Genomic DNA, 16671 nt, shown 5'->3' with positions numbered 1-16671 from the left:
CTTTATTACCCGGCCCATCCCGGGGCCTCGCCCCTTCGGGGCCAGCACAAGCGCTGTTCAAAACGACGACGCGTTTTGTCCCGCAACTCGAATTATTTAGAGTATAAACTATGGTGCGGCAAGTTATTGAACGTGGCTATTATTTATCCTTAACCGGGCGCGCCATCTTTCAGCCAGCGCAGTAATCCTGCAATAAACTTCGTTGAGTTCGGCATAAAGTAGCTGCCGTGGTGATAGCACGGGTCTAACGTCGTCGCCAGCACTCGCCCGCCGCCCAGCGGCGCGTCAAACAGAATGCAGCCGTCTTCCTCCGCCTCTATCAGCGATCTGCCTCCCGGCGGCGGCGTCAACCCGCCGTGGTGGTGCCAGGTGCAGTCCTGCAACGTCAGGTAACGGAACAGGCCGTGCTCCGGCGCCGCCAGGCTTAGCCCGGAATTTGGATTTTCTTCCAGCCACCACCAGAAGTTGCAGACGCCGTCGCGCCACGTTATGCCATCCAGCCATTGATCTAAGCCGCTTTCTCCCATCACGACCAGCATCCCGCCGCGCGCAAGAAAGGCATCCAGCGTGGCCCTGACGCTGATTAAGTCCTGCGCGTTCTGGCGGCTGGCGATATACAGGCAGTCTACGTCATCAAGGTTTTCATCGGCCATATCGCAGACATAGAGGTTGCGGCAGAAAAAAGGCGTGAAAGCCGGATCGTGACAGGTGGCATGATGGTAGTAGGTGCCGCCGTCAACAAAAGCAATGCGCATAGTGTTCTCCCGATTACCGTTGAGCGCTGGCGATATATTCCAGCATCCATGTTAATAGTTGTGGCGCGATGCGTGATGCACTGGTGGCGTCGTTCTGGAACAGCCACATATTGTTGCCGCTGTGCATCAGGATGACGCCGCCCTGCGGGCGTCTCCAGATCCAATCAACCGGCGTGCCGTCTTTTTTCAGCTGATGGATAACTGTGGCTCCTGAAGGCGGTGGGTTGCCGCCCCGTGCGTAAAACCCGGCGACGCCGCGACGAAAAGAAAGATGCTCGCAGTCCACGCCGACAAAGACCGGGTGATCGTGCACTTTTTCCAGTATCAGGTCGTCGCGCCCCCGGCCAGCCGCAACGCGAAAGGGGTCGAGGCCGTTAAACAGCGGATAGGCCAGATGGCCGTTAAACACGATGAGCCCTCCCGCCACCAGGTGATCCTCCAGCTCCTGGCGCCAGGCCATTAGCGCCCGCTGATCGATATGCGCTTCAATCAGAAGAACTGTCCGGTGTTGCAGCTGTTCTTGCGCCAGTCCTCTGACCGACAGAGATTCCGCTCCACTCTCTTTCAGTAGCCGGGAAAAGTCCGGGAGTTCATGGGAAATACAGCGTAAATGAAGCAGTTGGCTCACGGTATTGACACTCCTTGTTGGTGGGTAAACTGTGGAATAACGACCCATCGATCTTCTATCACGGCACAGCGTACCGGCAGGCGATAGAGTCGGCTCAGGGTTTCGTCGGTAATAATCTTTGAGGGTGGGCCAAACGCCCAGTCACCTTCGGGAAACATCAGGAGACAGTGGGTGGCAAAATCCAGCGCGTGTTGTGGAGAATGGGTAATAAATGAAATGGTATAGCCTTGTCGGGCAAGCTCCTGCAACAGTCGCAGAATTGTTGCCTGATTGCGCCAGTCCATTGCGGCAGTAACTTCATCCAGCAAAATGATCCGCGCTTCGGACGCCAGCGCCTGCGCCATCAGCGCCAGCTGCTGTTCTCCGCCTGACAGCGAAGAAAACTCCCGGGAGGCCATATGCTGCAGTCCCACCCGGCCCAGCGCTTGTTCACAGATCCGGTAATCCTGATGATTGGGCGCGCGCAGTAAGCCTACATGCGCAGCCCGGCCAACCAGCACCGTTTCGGATACCGAAACGGCCAGGGAAACCGTCGTGCGCTGAGGGACGAAGGCGATATCGCCGCCGCGAGAAACGTGCCCTTGCTGGCAGGATAACTTGTCCGCCAGCAGTTTCAGCAGGGTTGATTTCCCCGCGCCATTGGCACCCAGGATCATGCACAAAGCGCCCTGCGGCAGGGAGAACGAGAGGTTGTTCAGTATCGGCGAGTGGCGTGATGAATAGCGCCAGGTGATGTCATGTACCGAAAGCATGGCTGCGGCAGGCTGGCTCATTGCGATCTCCTGATCCGGCGAATTAACCCGGCGAACATTGGCGCACCCAACAGCGCCGTCAGCACGCCGAGTGGAATTTCCACTGCGCTCAGCGTTCTGGCAAGCGTATCCACGGCAATAAAATAGCTGGCCCCCGCCAGGCTGGTATAGAGTAGAAAGTAGCGATGGTTCTGTCCCAGCATCATTCTCACCAGGTGCGGCACCACCAGGCCAACCCAGCCGACCACGCCGCACACCGCGACGCTGCCTGCGGCGATGAGTCCGATAGCCAGCAGCGCCAGCCGCCGCGCCCGCATCAGGCGTGGCGTGTGGGCTCCCTGTACCGTGATAACCATCAGCTGATAGCGCAACATCCAGAGCAGTATCAGGCCGCCACCGATCACTGGCAGGGCAGTCAGCACCCGCTGCCGATCCGTGCCGGCAAGGCTGCCCATCAGCCAGAACACGATCGACGGCAGCTGGTTTTGCGGATCGGCGAGCAGCTTCATTAGCGATACGCCAGCTGAGAACAGCGCGCTTATCACGATGCCCGAAAGGATCAGGAGCAGCGTGTCGTTCGCGCTTTGGTTCTGCGTGCTGCCCGCCAGCCAGACCACTGCCGCCAGAGCCAGCAGTCCACCCGCCAGCGCGCCCAGAATCAGCGGCCATCCGTCGCCAATGAACATCATCATCAGGATGCCGCCAAAGGCCGCACCTGACGATACGCCCAGCAGGTTCGGTTCCGCCAGCGGGTTACGAAACAGAAACTGCAGCGCGGCTCCGGCGCCGGAAAGACCGGCACCGACGATGAGGGCCAGCAGAACCCTGGGTAAACGGATATCCACAATAAGTCGTTGCTGTAATGCGGGCGCATCGCCCAGCAGCGCTTGTAATACTTCGCCTGCCGGGACGCTGAAACGGCCAACCATCAGCGCTCCAAGGCCTGTCAGAAGCAGCAGCGCCAGCAGGAATACTACACGCCATGACCGTTTCATTGCTGCCCCTGTTCACGGCAAAACTGAGCGCAATAGTTCAGGCTGTCGCCGTTTACCGAGAGTTTCAGGATGCGGTCGAGCTGTTCTTCGCTTAAGGCGTAGTGATAGATAAACTGATACGCCTCCTTCACGCGGGCGCGAAAATTTCCCTGCGCCATATGGGGATGAAACAGGGTGAGCAGCCAGTGCTGCGTCAGTGGGGATTCCTGGCTGGGAGGTTCCCAGCGAAAGCCGCCACGGGGATAGGAGTAAACCCGTTTACTCTTAATCGCGTCGATTGCCGCCAGCCGGGGATCGTTCAGGAGGTCCGCCGGGGTCAATCCCGCTTCGAAGTTATTGAGCAAAATGACCTGCGGGTTCCATTGCAGCAACTGTTCCACGTCGACGGTAGTAAAGCCTGGCAGAGACTGCGCCATATTGTTGCCGCCGGTGCGGCGCATGTCGCTGTCCATGCTGGTGCCTTTTCCTGCCACCTGTAGACCTGCCCGCACCCGGTAGAGATAAACCACTCTGGGACGCTCGTCTGGCGTGACTGTGGCGGCGAGCCGCTCCACGGCGGTAATTTCGTCGTCAAACCATTGGGCCAGTTGACGCCCGCGCCCGGGCTTTCCCAACACGTCGCCAGCCAGCGTAAACCAGTGGCGGGCGAGCCGCGTGTCGCCGTAGTTGATCGTGACCACCGGCAGCCCCAGTTGCCTGAGCGGGGCAACTATCGCGTCTCCCCGATCGCCCCACTGGAACACCACATCCGGTCGGGCTGCGGCGACGGCCTCTACGTTGGGCGCAAAACCGTCGCCGGCAATATCAGCAGCAATATTTTTCGCTGCCGGGTAGATTTCCCCCAGCAACCCTTCCGTCACGTCGCTGACGCTTGCGCGGTTCATGCCGACCAGCCGTTCCGGACCGCCGTCAATCGCCATAATGGTGGACGCCAGTGGAATGACAAAGGTGATGATACGTTGCGGCGGTTGCGCAATAACCACCTGTTGCTGGTTTTGATCGGTCACCCGCATAGTGGGCGGCGCGGCATTAGCCTCCGTTGCCGATAGCCAACCGAAGCAGGCCAGCAGCAGAATGGACGATGTTTTTTTCATCAGTAGTCCACCGTGAGTTTCAGCACGAAGGCCCGGCCGGGTTCGACTAACGGGTTAGTGTAGGTTTGAGGCAGGCGGATGTTTTCCGTGCCGGAAGGCGGCGTCTGGGTGGCGTCAAACAGGTTTTCTACCCCTGCCGCCAGCTTCCAGCCGGTGAACCTGTCTCCCAGCCAGGCGTCAAGATGCGCACCGGCATAGAGGTTGACGTTGACGAAGCCCGCCGTCTCACGCTCCTGCTTTTTGTCGATGCGCTTACGCCCCTGTACGGCGGTCACGATCGCCTCGCTATACCAGTCGCTGCGATCGTAGCGCAGCGATACCGACGCGGTCAGCGGCGAAATGGCGGGCAGCGGCTGGTTAGCGGTATCGTTCGCGCCCCATAGCGTGGCAAGGCTGTAGCGGCTGCTCCAGTACTGGTTAAAGTAGGTTTGCCCTTCCAGCTCCAGGCCTCGCAGGGTCGCTTTGGCGACGTTCTGCCGCTGATTCAGGCCGCTGTTGTTGATGGGCACCAGAGTGATCAGATTGTCGTATTCGCTTTGCCAGCCGGTGAGCGATATCTGGTGTCGGTCGCCGTACCAGCGCAGGCCCAGCTCGGCGGTAATGTTGGTTTCCGGCTTCAGCTCCGGGTTTGGCAGGGTCTTTACCGTGCCCGCCACGCTGGTCAGCACCATCGACTGCGCCGAAGGGGCGTGGAAACCGCGGCTTAAGTTACCCACCAGATGCCATTGCGGCGTCATCCTCCACACGCCCCCTAAGCTTCCTGTCAGGGCATAGTGCTTCTGGCTGGTTTTACCGGCGAAGGCGTCTTTTTGGATCTGCTGCTCCATGCGAGTCGGGGAGCCGATATCCACCAGCACCGTGTCGCCGCGCAGCGCGGAGTTCAGATTAAAGCTGTCGCTTATCGCCCAGTTGTCGTTAGCGAAAAGCCCGATGTTTGTCGTGCTGGTATCCCGCTCCATCGGAACCCAGGGGGTTTGCGAAACCTGTGCGCCTGAGGGCTTATACGCTTTGGTGTGCGTCTTGCGCCCTTTGGTGTCGCTATACCAGAAGTCGCCGCCGTAGCTGACCGCGTGATCGTCCAGCTGTTTTTGCGCCGTCAGGTGTCCGCCCCAGACCTCGGGGCTGTATACCTGGATTTGTTGCACGGTATAGGCCTGGGTTTTCGGGTTGCGGTTCATCTGGTAGATATCGGTGCGGAAATCCCGGCGATACAGCGTACTTTCCCACTGGTCTGCCAACCAGCTTGCCCGTTTATCTTCGTAGGCCAGCCGCAGATAGCGTTCGATAATGGGGCTTTCGCTCACCAGTCGGTTCGGGTAGCCTGGCGCGGCGTCCAGCCCTCCGGCGCGCCCGGTGTCCACATCGACAAAACGTCCGGACAGCTCCCAGCGGGAGAGTTCACCGGGACGGTAGCCAATGTTGAAATCCACCGCTTTGCTCTGCGAATCGCTGTTATGCGCTTTTCCTTCCGGCGTGTTGTAGTCGTTCGCGTGCTGGTAGCTGGAGCCAACCATAACGTCAAAGCCGTTTCCGCCGCCGGAAAGTTCGGCCCGACCGCCGTAAAGATTATTGACGCTGTTCCACTGTGCGGCGCGCAGCGTTGGGGTCAGGGCGAAGGGCTGATCGGCGTCGATTTTGGCGCGCCGGGTAACGATGTTAATGACGCCGGTCATCGCGTCGGAACCATACAATGCCGAAGCCGGGCCACGGATAACTTCGATACGTTCAATGGCGCTGGGATCCAGCATATTAAACTGCAGCGTATTGCGGCCCTCGTAGCGGTCGCCATCAATCGCCAACACCATGCGCCCTTCGTTGCTGTTAAATCCGCGCATCATGATTTGCCCGCCGAGGCCGCCGGAGCGCACGAACTGAATGCCCGGTATTTCTGCTAACAGACTCTGGATACCGGCATAGCCAGGCCGTTCGGCGATCTGTTGGGAAGAAATGATGGTCACCGTACGCGGCGAGCTTTCAGTCGAGGTAGTCGACCGCGTCGCCTGAACGATAATCTGTTCCTCTTTATCGGGTTCGGCTGCCAGCGTTTCGCATATCACGGCGTTATTCAGAAAAAGCGCGGCCCCCAGACACAGGCGCGATGAATTCAGTACTTTCATACGATGGTCAACTCCCTTTTTGCAATAGTATTTCTGGATATTTTGATTTGGATAATGATAATCATTCTTAATTGATGGTAGGCGCAAAGGGAAAAATTGAGCTATGACAATTATCAACGCCGGAAACGTAATGCTTGCGGACGCCGTTCGGCTATTAAAGTCAACGCGGTTGCTGGAAGGCATACGCTCTGAACTGTATGAGCGACTCATGCAGGAAGGCGTTTTTATCCGTCTGGAGAACAAACAGGCGCTTTTTCATCAGGGGGAGGAGGCTGATTTCTGGTATCTGGTGCTAAACGGTCAGGTGAATACTTTGCGGTATGGCCGTAACGGTGAAGAGCTGGTTTATCAACACAGGCTGCGCGGACAGTTGCTGGCTACGCTGGTGATGTTTATGCCGGAGGGACGTTATCCCGTACATGCCTGGGCCAGTATGTCATCCCTGGTGTGCCGCTGGCCGCGCAGGACGCTGCATCAGTTTTGCCTGACTCAACCTGATATCGGCATTCGCCTGTTGTCCAGCGCCGGAGAAATGCTACAACAGGCAATGGACAATATTGAGTCATTTAGCCTGTGTACGCTGGAGCAGCGGGTTGCGCGCTACTTGCTTAAAGTCAGCAAAACACAGGGGCGCCATATCACTTTGTCAGTCACTCAACGCCTGCTGGCACATCAGTTGGGTATTCGTACTGAGACCCTTAATCGTTTGCTGGCTCAGTGGAAAAAGCTAGGGGTAATTCAAGGAATGGGAAATAACCTGTACCTTCAAGATATGGATTTCCTCATAAAAGTCAGTGGGAAAATTTAGTGGGCGCGTCGCTGCACTTATAAGGTTTGTCGGGCGGCTTTGCGTTGCGGATGGCGATATCGGTGAGAGGTATTGGGGGTCTCCGTAGTTTATCGAACCAACAGGCTCCCAAAGATTACGGATGTCAAAAAAACTGACGGAAACTTTTCAGCTCCATCAGGCTTCTTTAACTTACTGTTTTTACTGTCTATAACGAATTGCAGTGCCAGCTGGCGTTGCCTCATTCGGATAAAGCCTCCCGGGAGACGGTCAGCAGGGCGCTGTTAGTGCTGCGCCTTACAGGATGGGTGAGTCTCTGTAAGCGAATCAGGGATAAATCCAGGCGCATTCGCAGCAATATCTATGCCCAGCACAATGAGCCGCTGGGACAGTTTGACGCGCAATACTTCGATCCTGGCTGGCTTGATGCCGTTTCTGACGCCTGCCGACACATCAATAAAAAGATACGCCTGACGGCGCAGGCCGTTTTTCAGGAGATCAAATCTGATACCCGTATGCGCCACCAGCACTCACGCGTTGTGCTGATCGAAGCCCGGTTATCCGCCCCACAAACCCCGCAGGAAATGGTGTTGTCACGGTAGGAAAAAACGAATCAGGTCAAAAACCACAGAGTTCAGGAGCCGAACTTAGCGCTCTGAAGGGGGCAAATTTACCGGGTTCGGATCCCGAACTAAGCCGGAAATCAGGGGATGGCGGCTTAGTTCGAAAATCGAACCGTTACGTACGTAGGGGGGAAAGTCGGTTGTCGTGGCCGGCAGCGGTAATCGAACGGCTGAACACGCCCGACCGGGATAGGCTGAAGCAGCAGCTTGACGCCTTACCTGACAAACTGGGGCAGCGGATTCTGGACGCATTAAAACGGCAGAGGTCAGGAATGTCACTGCCTACCTGCTGGCGAACCTGAAGCGGGCAAGGGAAGGGCAGTTTAACACTGGTGACGCGGGGGCAGTGCATTGCAAAGCGGAAATCGGTCACTATGTCACCATCTGGCGGGATACTTACAAGATCACCGTGCACCACGGTATTATCCCCACAAAGCAGCCCTGCGCTCTGGCAAAAATGAGTGAGCAGGAGCGCAACGTTTACCAGCTTATCCGGCTGCATTATCTGGCCCAGTTTATGGCGAACCATGAAGTGGATGCGACGCGGGTTTCACTCAACTGTGGCGGGCAGTTGTTTAAAACCAGCGCCAAAGTGGTGGTGGTTGCTGGCTGGAAGAGTTTGTTCGGTAAAGATGCTGAAGAAGACGCCGATGCTGCCGGTGACAGTATAGCGACCCATTTTGTTACCTGGATGAGGTTGCAAGGCGTGACCCTCCGTGAAATTACACGTCGGCCAAAAAAGGCTCTGGTCCGGAGATGTGATATAGACAATGAGCCCGTGATACAGATTCAGAGGCCCGATACCAGGATGGAATCGGCCTTTTTGTTTATGCCTGATATCGTTAATCTATTCTATTTTTATATTGGTGTGTATATAAAATAAAGGATTGATAATATTTTTTTTGTATTTTTATTTTATTTCTATAGCCATACTGAATGCATCTGAGTGCTGGTTATACGAGTTTCACTAAAATTTATTTAGGTATTGATAACTAGATCACTATAATAGCATTAAAAAAGTTTAGTTTTGTTTTATGGTTTCATCTGATTTAAGTTTTTTTAACTCTAATTATAAGAGGAGGTTGCCTTTATTTAAAGGACGCATTACTGTCTGTTTTAATAATGCTTATTTTTAATCTGATGATTTGTAAGTAAAGGAAACGAAAATGGATACTGAAGATAAAAGCATTGTCAATGCAAGTAATATGTTTATTTATGTGCATGCGTTAATTGATACCGATCGTATCAGAAAAAAATATCCGGTATTAAGTCAGGATAAAAACAATCCAACCTGGATTAATGATACAAGTTTGATCCAATTGACTGTATCAGATTGTCGCGGAGTTATCTCTGGTCAAGGCACTGCGAGTCTAAAATTTAAAGCTAATGTTAACGATATAGTTGCATTTACAGGAATGTCTGTATATGCCAACTCAGATGATGCTGCTATTGTATATAAAATTGAACATGTTCGTGGGGAGCAGGTATTTAATCCGTTTCGGCAAAATATCTTTGTCCGAAAGGAGGCCGTTATTCCTGATGTGAGTTCCGCTGATGGTTTGCCAGCGAAATATAAGGAAATGACATTTAGTCAATTTAGTTCCTCTATTTCTAAATCTGGTTCGGAAGATTTCACTATTAATTTCGCTGTTTATAAGCTTGATGAAATGGGACAACGGCAAGTATTGGTTGGTTATGGCCGTCTTGACCCAACCATCGTTGTCAATTAACTAATTGTCCAGGCTGTATTTGATTATAATATATAGCCTGGATTTGTTTTATAGACTATTGTATATACTGTTGGAAATTGGCCGGGATCTCAAAAAATGCATGGAACTAAAACGGGTCTATTTACACGCCGCGGCTTTTTTTAATATGTCCCGTTCGTCAGTAACCCGCTTCAGCTCCTTCTGGAGTCGGCGGATCTCAGCCTGAGCATCTGACTGCTCTCTGTTGGTGGAAGAGTCCGGCCCGTATTTCTTTATCCAGGCATAAAGACTGTGGGTAGTGATATCGAGACGTGTTGCGACACTGGAAACAGAATGTCCACGCTCAACAACCTGTTTGACTGCTTCAATTTTAAACTCTTCAGGATAACGCTTACTGCTCATGTGCACCTCTCTTTAAGCCATTTTAAATGATTCCGAGGTGTCTGTTAAACCTGTGGCGATTCAGAGGCTGTTTGCATATTAGAAGAGAAAATGGTCCTTCTCTGGACCGGACAAAGACCGGATGTAGCCTTGCAGTAATGAACCCGTCAGCCAGGTACTGTGTGGAAATGGTGTCTATTGGGAATTTGAATTCTGACAGATAGGGCTACAGCGACCAGAGGGGTTGGTAGCTACTTAAGAGAAAAGTTCATGCTGGATCGCAGAAGCAGGGGGGTAACATCTGCGGCCAGTGCGACCAGAAATCTACCGGAATCCCAGAAAGCAAAAAACCAGCCCGTAGGCTGGTTTCTTTAAATAGTGGTGCCCGGACTCGGAATCGAACCAAGGACACGGGGATTTTCAATCCCCTGCTCTACCGACTGAGCTATCCGGGCAACGGGGCGCATTAAAACCGATCCGTATCGTTTCGTCAACGGAATTTCTTCAAATTAACGCAGACTGAACAATCTATCACCACTTTGCAGTTATTGCACGCTTCGTCAGGCAAAAAACATAGTCCATGCGGCAGAAAGCGGCATTGCTAACACCAGTGCGGGAAGCATGTTGACCACCGGGAACATCTTAATACCACAGATGCGTAAACCGGTTGCGATCGGCAGTAACCCACCAACCGCGCTAAAATCTGCCATCATCGCGGGGGGAGTGAGCGGTAGAATCAGCGCAGCACAAGTGGCAAGCGTCAACTGGATAATCAGCACCGGCATGCATATTACCGGGACGGCAATCCCCAGCGGGCAGGCGAAGATAATAGCGGTGAAGAAATCGAGGAAAGATTCGGCAATTAAAATACTGGGATCGCCGGTCATTCCTTCATGCATTGCCCCGAAAATCCCGGTACCGCTCGCACAGAAAAGAACAATGATTGCCACAAAACTCTGAATAAACGATTCATGCGTTGTCTTCTTCCCCGGTTTCATAAACATCTGCTGGGCTTTGGCGACCGCGCCGTTAATACCTTTTTCCAGGTAGCAAAATTCGCCGATAAGTGCCCCAACCCGCGTTGCCAGAACCATTACCGGAAGGTTGGCGCATTTGATCACCAGTAAAATACCAATACCAAGAGAGGCCAGACCAAAGATGGAGGTCATTGAGACACGAATTCGTTCCTGACGAATTTGTCGCTGAGTCGCCGCGTTACCCGGCCTTCGGGGCCAGCGCATGCGCTGTTCAAAACGACGACGTGTTTTGTCCTGCTACTCGAATTATTTAGGGCATAGTTCCTTCTAAATATATTGCTGAATAGCATTATTATGACTTGGTTATCACACTCATAGCTTGCTTATCCATGATATCCGCGCATAAGAATTAAATCTTGCCCCTCCAGATTAAAGGTGCCATGATTGCGCGAATTTTCTCCTGTCCGCATGGGGCTGTCCGGGATGAACGTAACCCCCTTACATTGCCTGCAAGATCGCCCGATTGTGCGATGTTTACCCCTTTCTGAGTTCTCTCTTTCTGCTCCCACCATGCGGTGAGGGTAGCGCACGCTCACTGCAGGACAACAGTAAAATCAGAAGCTGTCTGCTTTTACTGATGTCTGGCGGTCGGAGCTGGTAACCAGTTGACCCCGCATCTCGTTGGGCAAGGCATCAGGTCTTGCCCGGGACTTTTATTCTCCCGAAACGGGTATTTGCGCTTATGAAATCAATGAATATTGCCGCCAGCGGTGAGCTGGTTTCCCGACTCTCCACCCACCGTCAGGTGGTGGCGCTGGACAGTACCGATTTTACCGATGTTGCGGCAGTCGTCATTACCGTTGCGGACAGCCGCAGCGGCATCCTTGCTCTGCTTAAGCGCACCGGCTTTCATCTGCCGGTGTTTATTCTTGCTGAAGATGCAGCTGAAGTGCCTGATGGTGCAGAAGCGATTGTGGCGGGGAATGCGCAGGACTGGCTGGAGCTGGAGTCTGCGGCCTGTCGCTATGAAGAGAACCTGCTGCCGCCGTTTTATGACACCTTAACCCAGTATGTGGAAATGGGTAACAGCACCTTTGCATGCCCAGGTCATCAGCACGGTGCATTCTTCAGGAAGCATCCTGCTGGCCGCCATTTCTATGATTTCTTTGGCGAAAATGTATTTCGTGCGGATATGTGTAACGCCGATGTGAAGCTTGGCGATCTGCTCATCCACGAGGGGTCAGCAAAACATGCACAGAAATTTGCGGCAAAAGTGTTTCATGCGGATAAGACCTACTTTGTGCTGAACGGAACGTCGGCGGCGAATAAGGTTGTCACCAACGCGCTGCTGACGCGCGGCGATTTGGTGTTGTTCGATCGCAACAACCACAAGTCGAATCATCATGGCGCACTGATTCAGGCAGGAGCAACGCCAGTCTATCTGGAAGCCGCCCGTAACGCATTCGGCTTCATCGGAGGCATCGACGAGCGCTGTTTTAATGAAGAATATCTGCGTGAGCAGATCCGTGAGGTTGCCCCGACAAAAGCTAACCAGTCGCGTCCGTTTCGTCTGGCGATCATCCAGCTTGGCACCTATGACGGCACGATTTATAACGCCCGTCAGGTGATAGACAAGATAGGCCATCTTTGCGACTACATCCTGTTTGATTCGGCGTGGGTAGGGTACGAACAGTTTATCCCGATGATGGCGGACGGCTCGCCGCTGCTGCTGGAATTGAATGAGAACGATCCGGGCATTTTCGTCACTCAGTCGGTACATAAGCAGCAGGCCGGATTCTCGCAGACTTCGCAGATCCACAAGAAGGATAACCATATTCGCGGGCAGGCGCGTTTTTGTCCGCATAAGCGGTTGAACAATGCTTTTATGCTGCATGCGTCCACCAGTCCGTTTTACCCGCTGTTCGCCGCACTGGATGTGAATGCCAAAATTCATGAAGGAGAGAGTGGACGTCGCCTGTGGGCAGATTGCGTAACCCAGGGGATTGAGGCGCGTAAGGCGATTCTTGCCCACTGTAAACTGCTGAATCCCTTTATCCCACCGGTTGTTGATGGCAAGCCGTGGCAGGATTATCCCACCGAAATGATAGCCCGCGAGCGCCGCTTCTTTAGCTTTGAGCCCGGCGCGAAGTGGCACGGCTTTGCGGGTTACGCAAAGGATCAGTACTTTGTGGACCCGTGTAAGCTTTTACTGACCACGCCGGGTATTGATGCCGACACCGGACGCTATACCGACTTTGGTATCCCGGCCACCATCCTGGCGCACTACCTGCGTGAAAAAGGCATCGTGCCGGAGAAATGCGATCTCAACTCTATCCTGTTCCTGCTGACGCCTGCGGAAAGCGCTGAAAAGATGGCGCTGCTGGTGACGATGCTGGCGCAGTTTGAGCAGCATATTGAGGATGATACGCCGCTTGCGGATGTGCTACCGACTATCTTCAATAAATATCCGGTGCGCTATCGTGATTACACGCTGCGGGAGCTGTGCCAGGAGATGCACAATCTCTATGTCAGTTTTGATGTAAAGGATCTGCAAAAGGCGATGTTCCGTAAGGAATGCCTGCCGCCGGTGCTGATGAATCCGCAGGATGCCAATAGCGCCTTTATTCGCGGCGACGTTGAGCTGGTGCGTATTCGTGATGCTGAAGGTCGCATCGCGGCGGAAGGTGCGCTGCCTTATCCACCTGGCGTGCTGTGCGTCGTGCCCGGTGAAGTGTGGGGCGGGGCAGTGCAGCGCTACTTCCTCGCCCTGGAAGAGGGCGTAAATCTGCTGCCCGGCTTCTCACCTGAGCTGCAGGGGGTTTACAGTGAAACCGATGCCGATGGGATTAAACGGTTGTATGGATATGTGCTGAAGTAAGCACAAAAAAGCGGGTCACCTTATGATGACCCGCTTTCTCTGTGTTGCGTTAGTGCGCGATAGTCTGAGCGCCCCCGGGTACACGAACATGTTTGTACTTGAACAGCGCGACGAAGGCGAAAGCCAGAATCAGCGAGTAGCCTGCGAAGATAAGCCACACGGTCTGCCAGTCGGTAATACCGTTCAACGTGTAATGCTCAACCACTTTCCCGCTTACCACACCGCCCAGGATACAGCCAAAGCCGTTAGTCATCATCAGGAACATCCCCTGCGCACTGGCGCGGATTTCCGGACGAACCTCTTTTTCCACAAACACGGAACCAGAAATGTTGAAGAAGTCGAAGGCACAGCCGTAAACAATCATCGACAGAACCAGCAGCACGGTACCGAACGGTGTTGGATCGCCGTAAGCGAACAGGCCGAAGCGCAGCATCCACGCGAATATACTGATGAGCATCACGTTCTTAATGCCATAGCGGCTCAGGAAGAACGGAATGGTCAGAATGAACAGCGTTTCAGAGATCTGCGAAATCGACATCATCACCGATGCGTGCTGGACGATAAAGCTGCTGGCGAACAGCGGATCTTTATCAAAGCTGTGCAGGAAGGTATTCCCGAACATATTGGTAATTTGCAGCTCAGCACCAAGCATCATGGAGAAGATGAAGAAGATCGCCATGCGCTTGTTTTTAAACAGCGCGAACGCATCCAGACCCAGCATGGAGGTCCAGCTCTGATTTTCTTGCTGTCTGGCGACCGGAATATGCGGCAGGGTCAGCGTAAAGAAAACCAGCATAACGGAGAGGGCGGCGCCAATATACAGCTGCATATGGCTGAGTTCGAAGCCGGAGAAGCTCACCACCCACATCGCCAGAATAAAACCGATGGTGCCCCAGATTCGGATAGGCGGGAAATCGGTCACAATGTCCATTCCCGCAGATTGCAGGCGGTAATAGGAGATGGTGTTAATCAGGCCAAGCGTAGGCATATAGGCCAGCGAGTTAAGCAGGATCACGAAGAACATCGCGCCTGGCGTGGTGACTTCTGCCGCCATAAACAGCGTGATTGCGCCGACGATATGGCAAATGGCGTATACCCACTTCGCGCTTAGCCATTTGTCCGCCACGATACCGAGCAGAGTCGGCATGAAGACGGCCGCAATCCCCAGAGAGCTATAAACTGCACCGATGGATGCTCCGTCAAATTTCAGGGTGACGAACATATATGAGCCGAGAGTGGTAAGCCAGCTTCCCCACAGGCAGAACTGCAGAAAAGAGAGTATTTTCAGCTGCAGCTTAAGATTCATGTTAATTTCCTCACACCATTATGCGGATGAATGTTTTGAAAGGCACATTTGCCGTTGCATTATGATGTGATTCTATCAATGAGTGTCGGTGATTTTTTGTTACCTGTGACAAATATTTGCAAACAATTTTCAGTTGCAATGTAAAAGGGTGATGACGGTAGCATTTTTCTACCTTCCCGCTCCTGAACGACAGGAGCGGGAGAGGGAGGGCGTGATTATCTGCGCCGATACGATTTCTGGGTCGTATTGACCTTATAAAGATAGCGGCGGGATTCAGCGGAAGGATGACGGGTGGTTAACGTTTGATAGACGTCGCCCGGTGACATGCTGTTAATGATATTTGCTGCCTGTATCTTGTCGTTTGAGAAGACGCGCAATACGCTGCCCGCCCCGCCGTTGTAGGCCGTGATAACGGCATAACGTCGCGATGTGGGATTGTCGATACCGCCTAAATAGACATTGTTGAGCATCGCCAGGTAGGCGGTACCGGTATCAATATTACTCGCAGGATCGAACAGGAAGCTGCGGCTCGGCGTACCTGATTTACCCTGCGCGCGGAACACATCCTTCCCGGCGGTGTGCTGCACGACCTGCATCAGGCCCAGCGCATCGGAACGGCTTACGGCATAAGGGTTAAAGGAGGATTCGGTTTGCATAATCGCCAGAATCAGCGATTCATCAACACCGTATTTACGTGAAGCCTGACGTACCATACCGACATACTTATGCGCACGCTTATCCAGGTGATTCGGCACCAGGTTTATCGTTACGCTGTAGATCATGCGAATACCGTTGCTGCGGCTTTTCAGCCGCGTTTTCAGCAGATAATCGGCAAAGTTGGTCGCCCGTCCTTCCCAGCGAACAGGCTGGCCGGTGTTATCCACCACCTGTCCATAGAGGAACGGCTCTCTGGAGATCTGGATATCATCCACATCGGAATAGAGGTCGACGGAGCCCGGATCGTCGCCCATCAGCAATGTCCTGATAATTGCCCGACGCAGATGCGCGGCAGGCTCTGTCCCGGCGATGGTTTCAACGGTGAGGGTACCATCGTCAAAGTTGATGTGGCTGCGGGTCTGATACTGATCGGTATACTTCACGTAGTCCTTCGGACCCGCGATCAGCACTTCCTTGAACCCCCAAAGATTTTCAATGTTGTGGGCAAACTGCCCCATCAGAATATCAAAACCGTTGGTATCCTTGACCCAGGCTTCATTATACGTATCGCCTTTTTTGGTCGAACTGGAACAGGAGATGAGCAACGGCGCAATAACGGCAAGCGCGAGAAATTTTTTCATCATTTCGGGAGTGCGTGTTGTGTTTGTCGTTGTGCAATATTGCCGGATAAGCGCTGTGCTACCCGGCAACGTACTTATTTTTTATCTTCTGGCGTATAGCCTTCAATATGCACATCTTTACCTTCAAACAGGAAGTTAATCATCTCCTGTTCCAGCAGCTTACGGTGCTCAACGTTCATCATATTGAGTTTCTTTTCATTGATAAGCATCGTTTGCTTGTGCTGCCACTGGGCCCAGGCTTCTTTGGAGATCTCGTTATAGATGCGTTTACCCAGTTCGCCCGGGTACAGCTGAAAATCCTGTCCCTCTGCTTCACGCTGCAGGAAAGTACAAAAAATCGTTCTGCTCATAAAAAATCCTCTTTATTTACC

The 16671-nt window shown here is 53.3% G+C and carries 13 protein-coding genes, 1 tRNA gene and 3 pseudogenes; 5 read left to right on the top strand and 12 right to left on the bottom strand.

Features of this window, described 5'->3' with window-relative positions; translation table 11 throughout:
- Positions 1 to 149: 149 nt before the first annotated feature.
- From C3432_RS15250 to C3432_RS15225, 6 genes are read right to left on the bottom strand one after another with little or no spacing between them, the layout of a single operon-like run.
- The gene (locus C3432_RS15250) at positions 150 to 755 is read right to left on the bottom strand and encodes a hypothetical protein (RefSeq protein WP_103777424.1); all 606 of its coding nucleotides are present in this window, start codon (positions 753 to 755) and stop codon (positions 150 to 152) included.
- A 13-nt stretch (positions 756 to 768) separates the two neighbouring features.
- Positions 769 to 1383, bottom strand: a complete 615-nt coding sequence (locus C3432_RS15245) for a hypothetical protein (protein WP_103777423.1) — start codon at positions 1381 to 1383, stop codon at positions 769 to 771.
- A complete protein-coding gene (locus C3432_RS15240; protein WP_103777422.1) occupies positions 1380 to 2156 on the bottom strand; it encodes an ABC transporter ATP-binding protein in 777 nt (258 codons plus the stop codon). Before C3432_RS15240 ends, C3432_RS15245 begins: the two co-directional genes overlap by 4 nt.
- A complete protein-coding gene (locus C3432_RS15235; protein ID WP_103777421.1) occupies positions 2153 to 3130 on the bottom strand; it encodes a FecCD family ABC transporter permease in 978 nt (325 codons plus the stop codon). The genes C3432_RS15240 and C3432_RS15235 overlap by 4 nt, the downstream gene beginning before the upstream one ends.
- Positions 3127 to 4224 carry an ABC transporter substrate-binding protein gene (locus C3432_RS15230; protein WP_103777420.1) on the bottom strand — a complete coding sequence of 366 codons (1098 nt, stop codon included), beginning with the start codon at positions 4222 to 4224 and terminating at the stop codon, positions 3127 to 3129. The genes C3432_RS15235 and C3432_RS15230 overlap by 4 nt, the downstream gene beginning before the upstream one ends.
- A complete protein-coding gene (locus tag C3432_RS15225; protein ID WP_181012929.1) occupies positions 4224 to 6341 on the bottom strand; it encodes a TonB-dependent receptor in 2118 nt (705 codons plus the stop codon). Before C3432_RS15225 ends, C3432_RS15230 begins: the two co-directional genes overlap by 1 nt.
- Positions 6342 to 6444: 103 nt before the next feature.
- Here C3432_RS15225 and C3432_RS27480 point away from each other — a divergent pair, with 103 nt between their 5' ends.
- From C3432_RS27480 to C3432_RS15200, 4 genes and pseudogenes are all read left to right on the top strand, one after another.
- A complete protein-coding gene (locus C3432_RS27480) occupies positions 6445 to 7149 on the top strand; it encodes a Crp/Fnr family transcriptional regulator (protein WP_146050964.1) in 705 nt (234 codons plus the stop codon).
- 197 nt (positions 7150 to 7346) lie between these two features.
- Entirely contained in the window at positions 7347 to 7730 is a 384-nt protein-coding gene (locus C3432_RS28365) for an STY4528 family pathogenicity island replication protein (RefSeq protein ID WP_374755471.1), read from the top strand.
- Between the two features lie 403 nt (positions 7731 to 8133).
- Positions 8134 to 8415: pseudogene (locus C3432_RS15205) on the top strand (DNA topoisomerase); the annotation flags it as partial.
- Positions 8416 to 8917: 502 nt separating this feature from the next.
- On the top strand, positions 8918 to 9481 hold the full coding sequence (locus C3432_RS15200) for an inclusion body family protein (protein ID WP_103777418.1): 564 nt from the start codon (positions 8918 to 8920) through the stop codon (positions 9479 to 9481).
- A 135-nt stretch (positions 9482 to 9616) separates the two neighbouring features.
- On the opposite strand, the pseudogene C3432_RS15195 reads toward C3432_RS15200, so the two are convergent.
- The 3 genes and pseudogenes from C3432_RS15195 to C3432_RS15185 form a co-directional block, all read right to left on the bottom strand.
- Positions 9617 to 9862 (bottom strand): annotated as a pseudogene (locus C3432_RS15195) (transposase); the annotation flags it as partial.
- Positions 9863 to 10220: 358 nt separating this feature from the next.
- Positions 10221 to 10296: transfer RNA gene (locus tag C3432_RS15190), tRNA-Phe, on the bottom strand.
- A gap of 105 nt (positions 10297 to 10401) precedes the next feature.
- Positions 10402 to 11028: pseudogene (locus tag C3432_RS15185) on the bottom strand (DUF554 domain-containing protein); the annotation flags it as partial.
- A 532-nt stretch (positions 11029 to 11560) separates the two neighbouring features.
- Between C3432_RS15185 and C3432_RS15175 the strand changes: the two are divergent.
- Positions 11561 to 13696, top strand: a complete 2136-nt coding sequence (locus C3432_RS15175; RefSeq protein ID WP_103777416.1) for an ornithine decarboxylase — start codon at positions 11561 to 11563, stop codon at positions 13694 to 13696.
- A gap of 49 nt (positions 13697 to 13745) precedes the next feature.
- On the opposite strand, the gene C3432_RS15170 is transcribed toward C3432_RS15175, so the two are convergent.
- The 3 genes from C3432_RS15170 to C3432_RS15160 form a co-directional block, all read right to left on the bottom strand.
- Positions 13746 to 15002: a nucleoside permease gene (locus C3432_RS15170; RefSeq protein WP_103777415.1), complete on the bottom strand. Its 1257-nt coding sequence runs from the start codon at positions 15000 to 15002 to the stop codon at positions 13746 to 13748.
- A 215-nt stretch (positions 15003 to 15217) separates the two neighbouring features.
- The gene (mltC, locus tag C3432_RS15165) at positions 15218 to 16300 is read right to left on the bottom strand and encodes a membrane-bound lytic murein transglycosylase MltC (protein ID WP_103777414.1); all 1083 of its coding nucleotides are present in this window, start codon (positions 16298 to 16300) and stop codon (positions 15218 to 15220) included.
- Between the two features lie 74 nt (positions 16301 to 16374).
- Positions 16375 to 16650 carry an oxidative damage protection protein gene (locus C3432_RS15160; protein ID WP_042998071.1) on the bottom strand — a complete coding sequence of 92 codons (276 nt, stop codon included), beginning with the start codon at positions 16648 to 16650 and terminating at the stop codon, positions 16375 to 16377.
- Positions 16651 to 16671 lie beyond the last annotated feature (21 nt).

Source organism: Citrobacter amalonaticus, from assembly GCF_002918555.1.
GTDB classification, from domain to species: Bacteria; Pseudomonadota; Gammaproteobacteria; order Enterobacterales; family Enterobacteriaceae; genus Citrobacter_C; species Citrobacter_C amalonaticus_A.
The sequence above is the reverse complement of the archived record's forward strand: the minus strand, read 5'-3'. Positions and strand labels throughout refer to the sequence as shown.

What these genes read in the sequence shown, in the direction of transcription:
- C3432_RS15250 (WP_103777424.1), bottom strand. Translation starts at nt 755, where the DNA reads ATGCGCATTGCTTTTGTTGACGGCGGCACCTACTACCATCATGCCACC.
- C3432_RS15240 (WP_103777422.1), bottom strand. Translation starts at nt 2,156, where the DNA reads ATGAGCCAGCCTGCCGCAGCCATGCTTTCGGTACATGACATCACCTGG.
- C3432_RS15235 (WP_103777421.1), bottom strand. Translation starts at nt 3,130, where the DNA reads ATGAAACGGTCATGGCGTGTAGTATTCCTGCTGGCGCTGCTGCTTCTG.
- C3432_RS15230 (WP_103777420.1), bottom strand. Translation starts at nt 4,224, where the DNA reads ATGAAAAAAACATCGTCCATTCTGCTGCTGGCCTGCTTCGGTTGGCTA.
- C3432_RS15225 (WP_181012929.1), bottom strand. Translation starts at nt 6,341, where the DNA reads ATGAAAGTACTGAATTCATCGCGCCTGTGTCTGGGGGCCGCGCTTTTT.
- C3432_RS27480 (WP_146050964.1), top strand. Translation starts at nt 6,445, where the DNA reads ATGACAATTATCAACGCCGGAAACGTAATGCTTGCGGACGCCGTTCGG.
- C3432_RS15200 (WP_103777418.1), top strand. Translation starts at nt 8,918, where the DNA reads ATGGATACTGAAGATAAAAGCATTGTCAATGCAAGTAATATGTTTATT.
- C3432_RS15175 (WP_103777416.1), top strand. Translation starts at nt 11,561, where the DNA reads ATGAAATCAATGAATATTGCCGCCAGCGGTGAGCTGGTTTCCCGACTC.
- C3432_RS15170 (WP_103777415.1), bottom strand. Translation starts at nt 15,002, where the DNA reads ATGAATCTTAAGCTGCAGCTGAAAATACTCTCTTTTCTGCAGTTCTGC.
- mltC (WP_103777414.1), bottom strand. Translation starts at nt 16,300, where the DNA reads ATGAAAAAATTTCTCGCGCTTGCCGTTATTGCGCCGTTGCTCATCTCC.
- C3432_RS15160 (WP_042998071.1), bottom strand. Translation starts at nt 16,650, where the DNA reads ATGAGCAGAACGATTTTTTGTACTTTCCTGCAGCGTGAAGCAGAGGGA.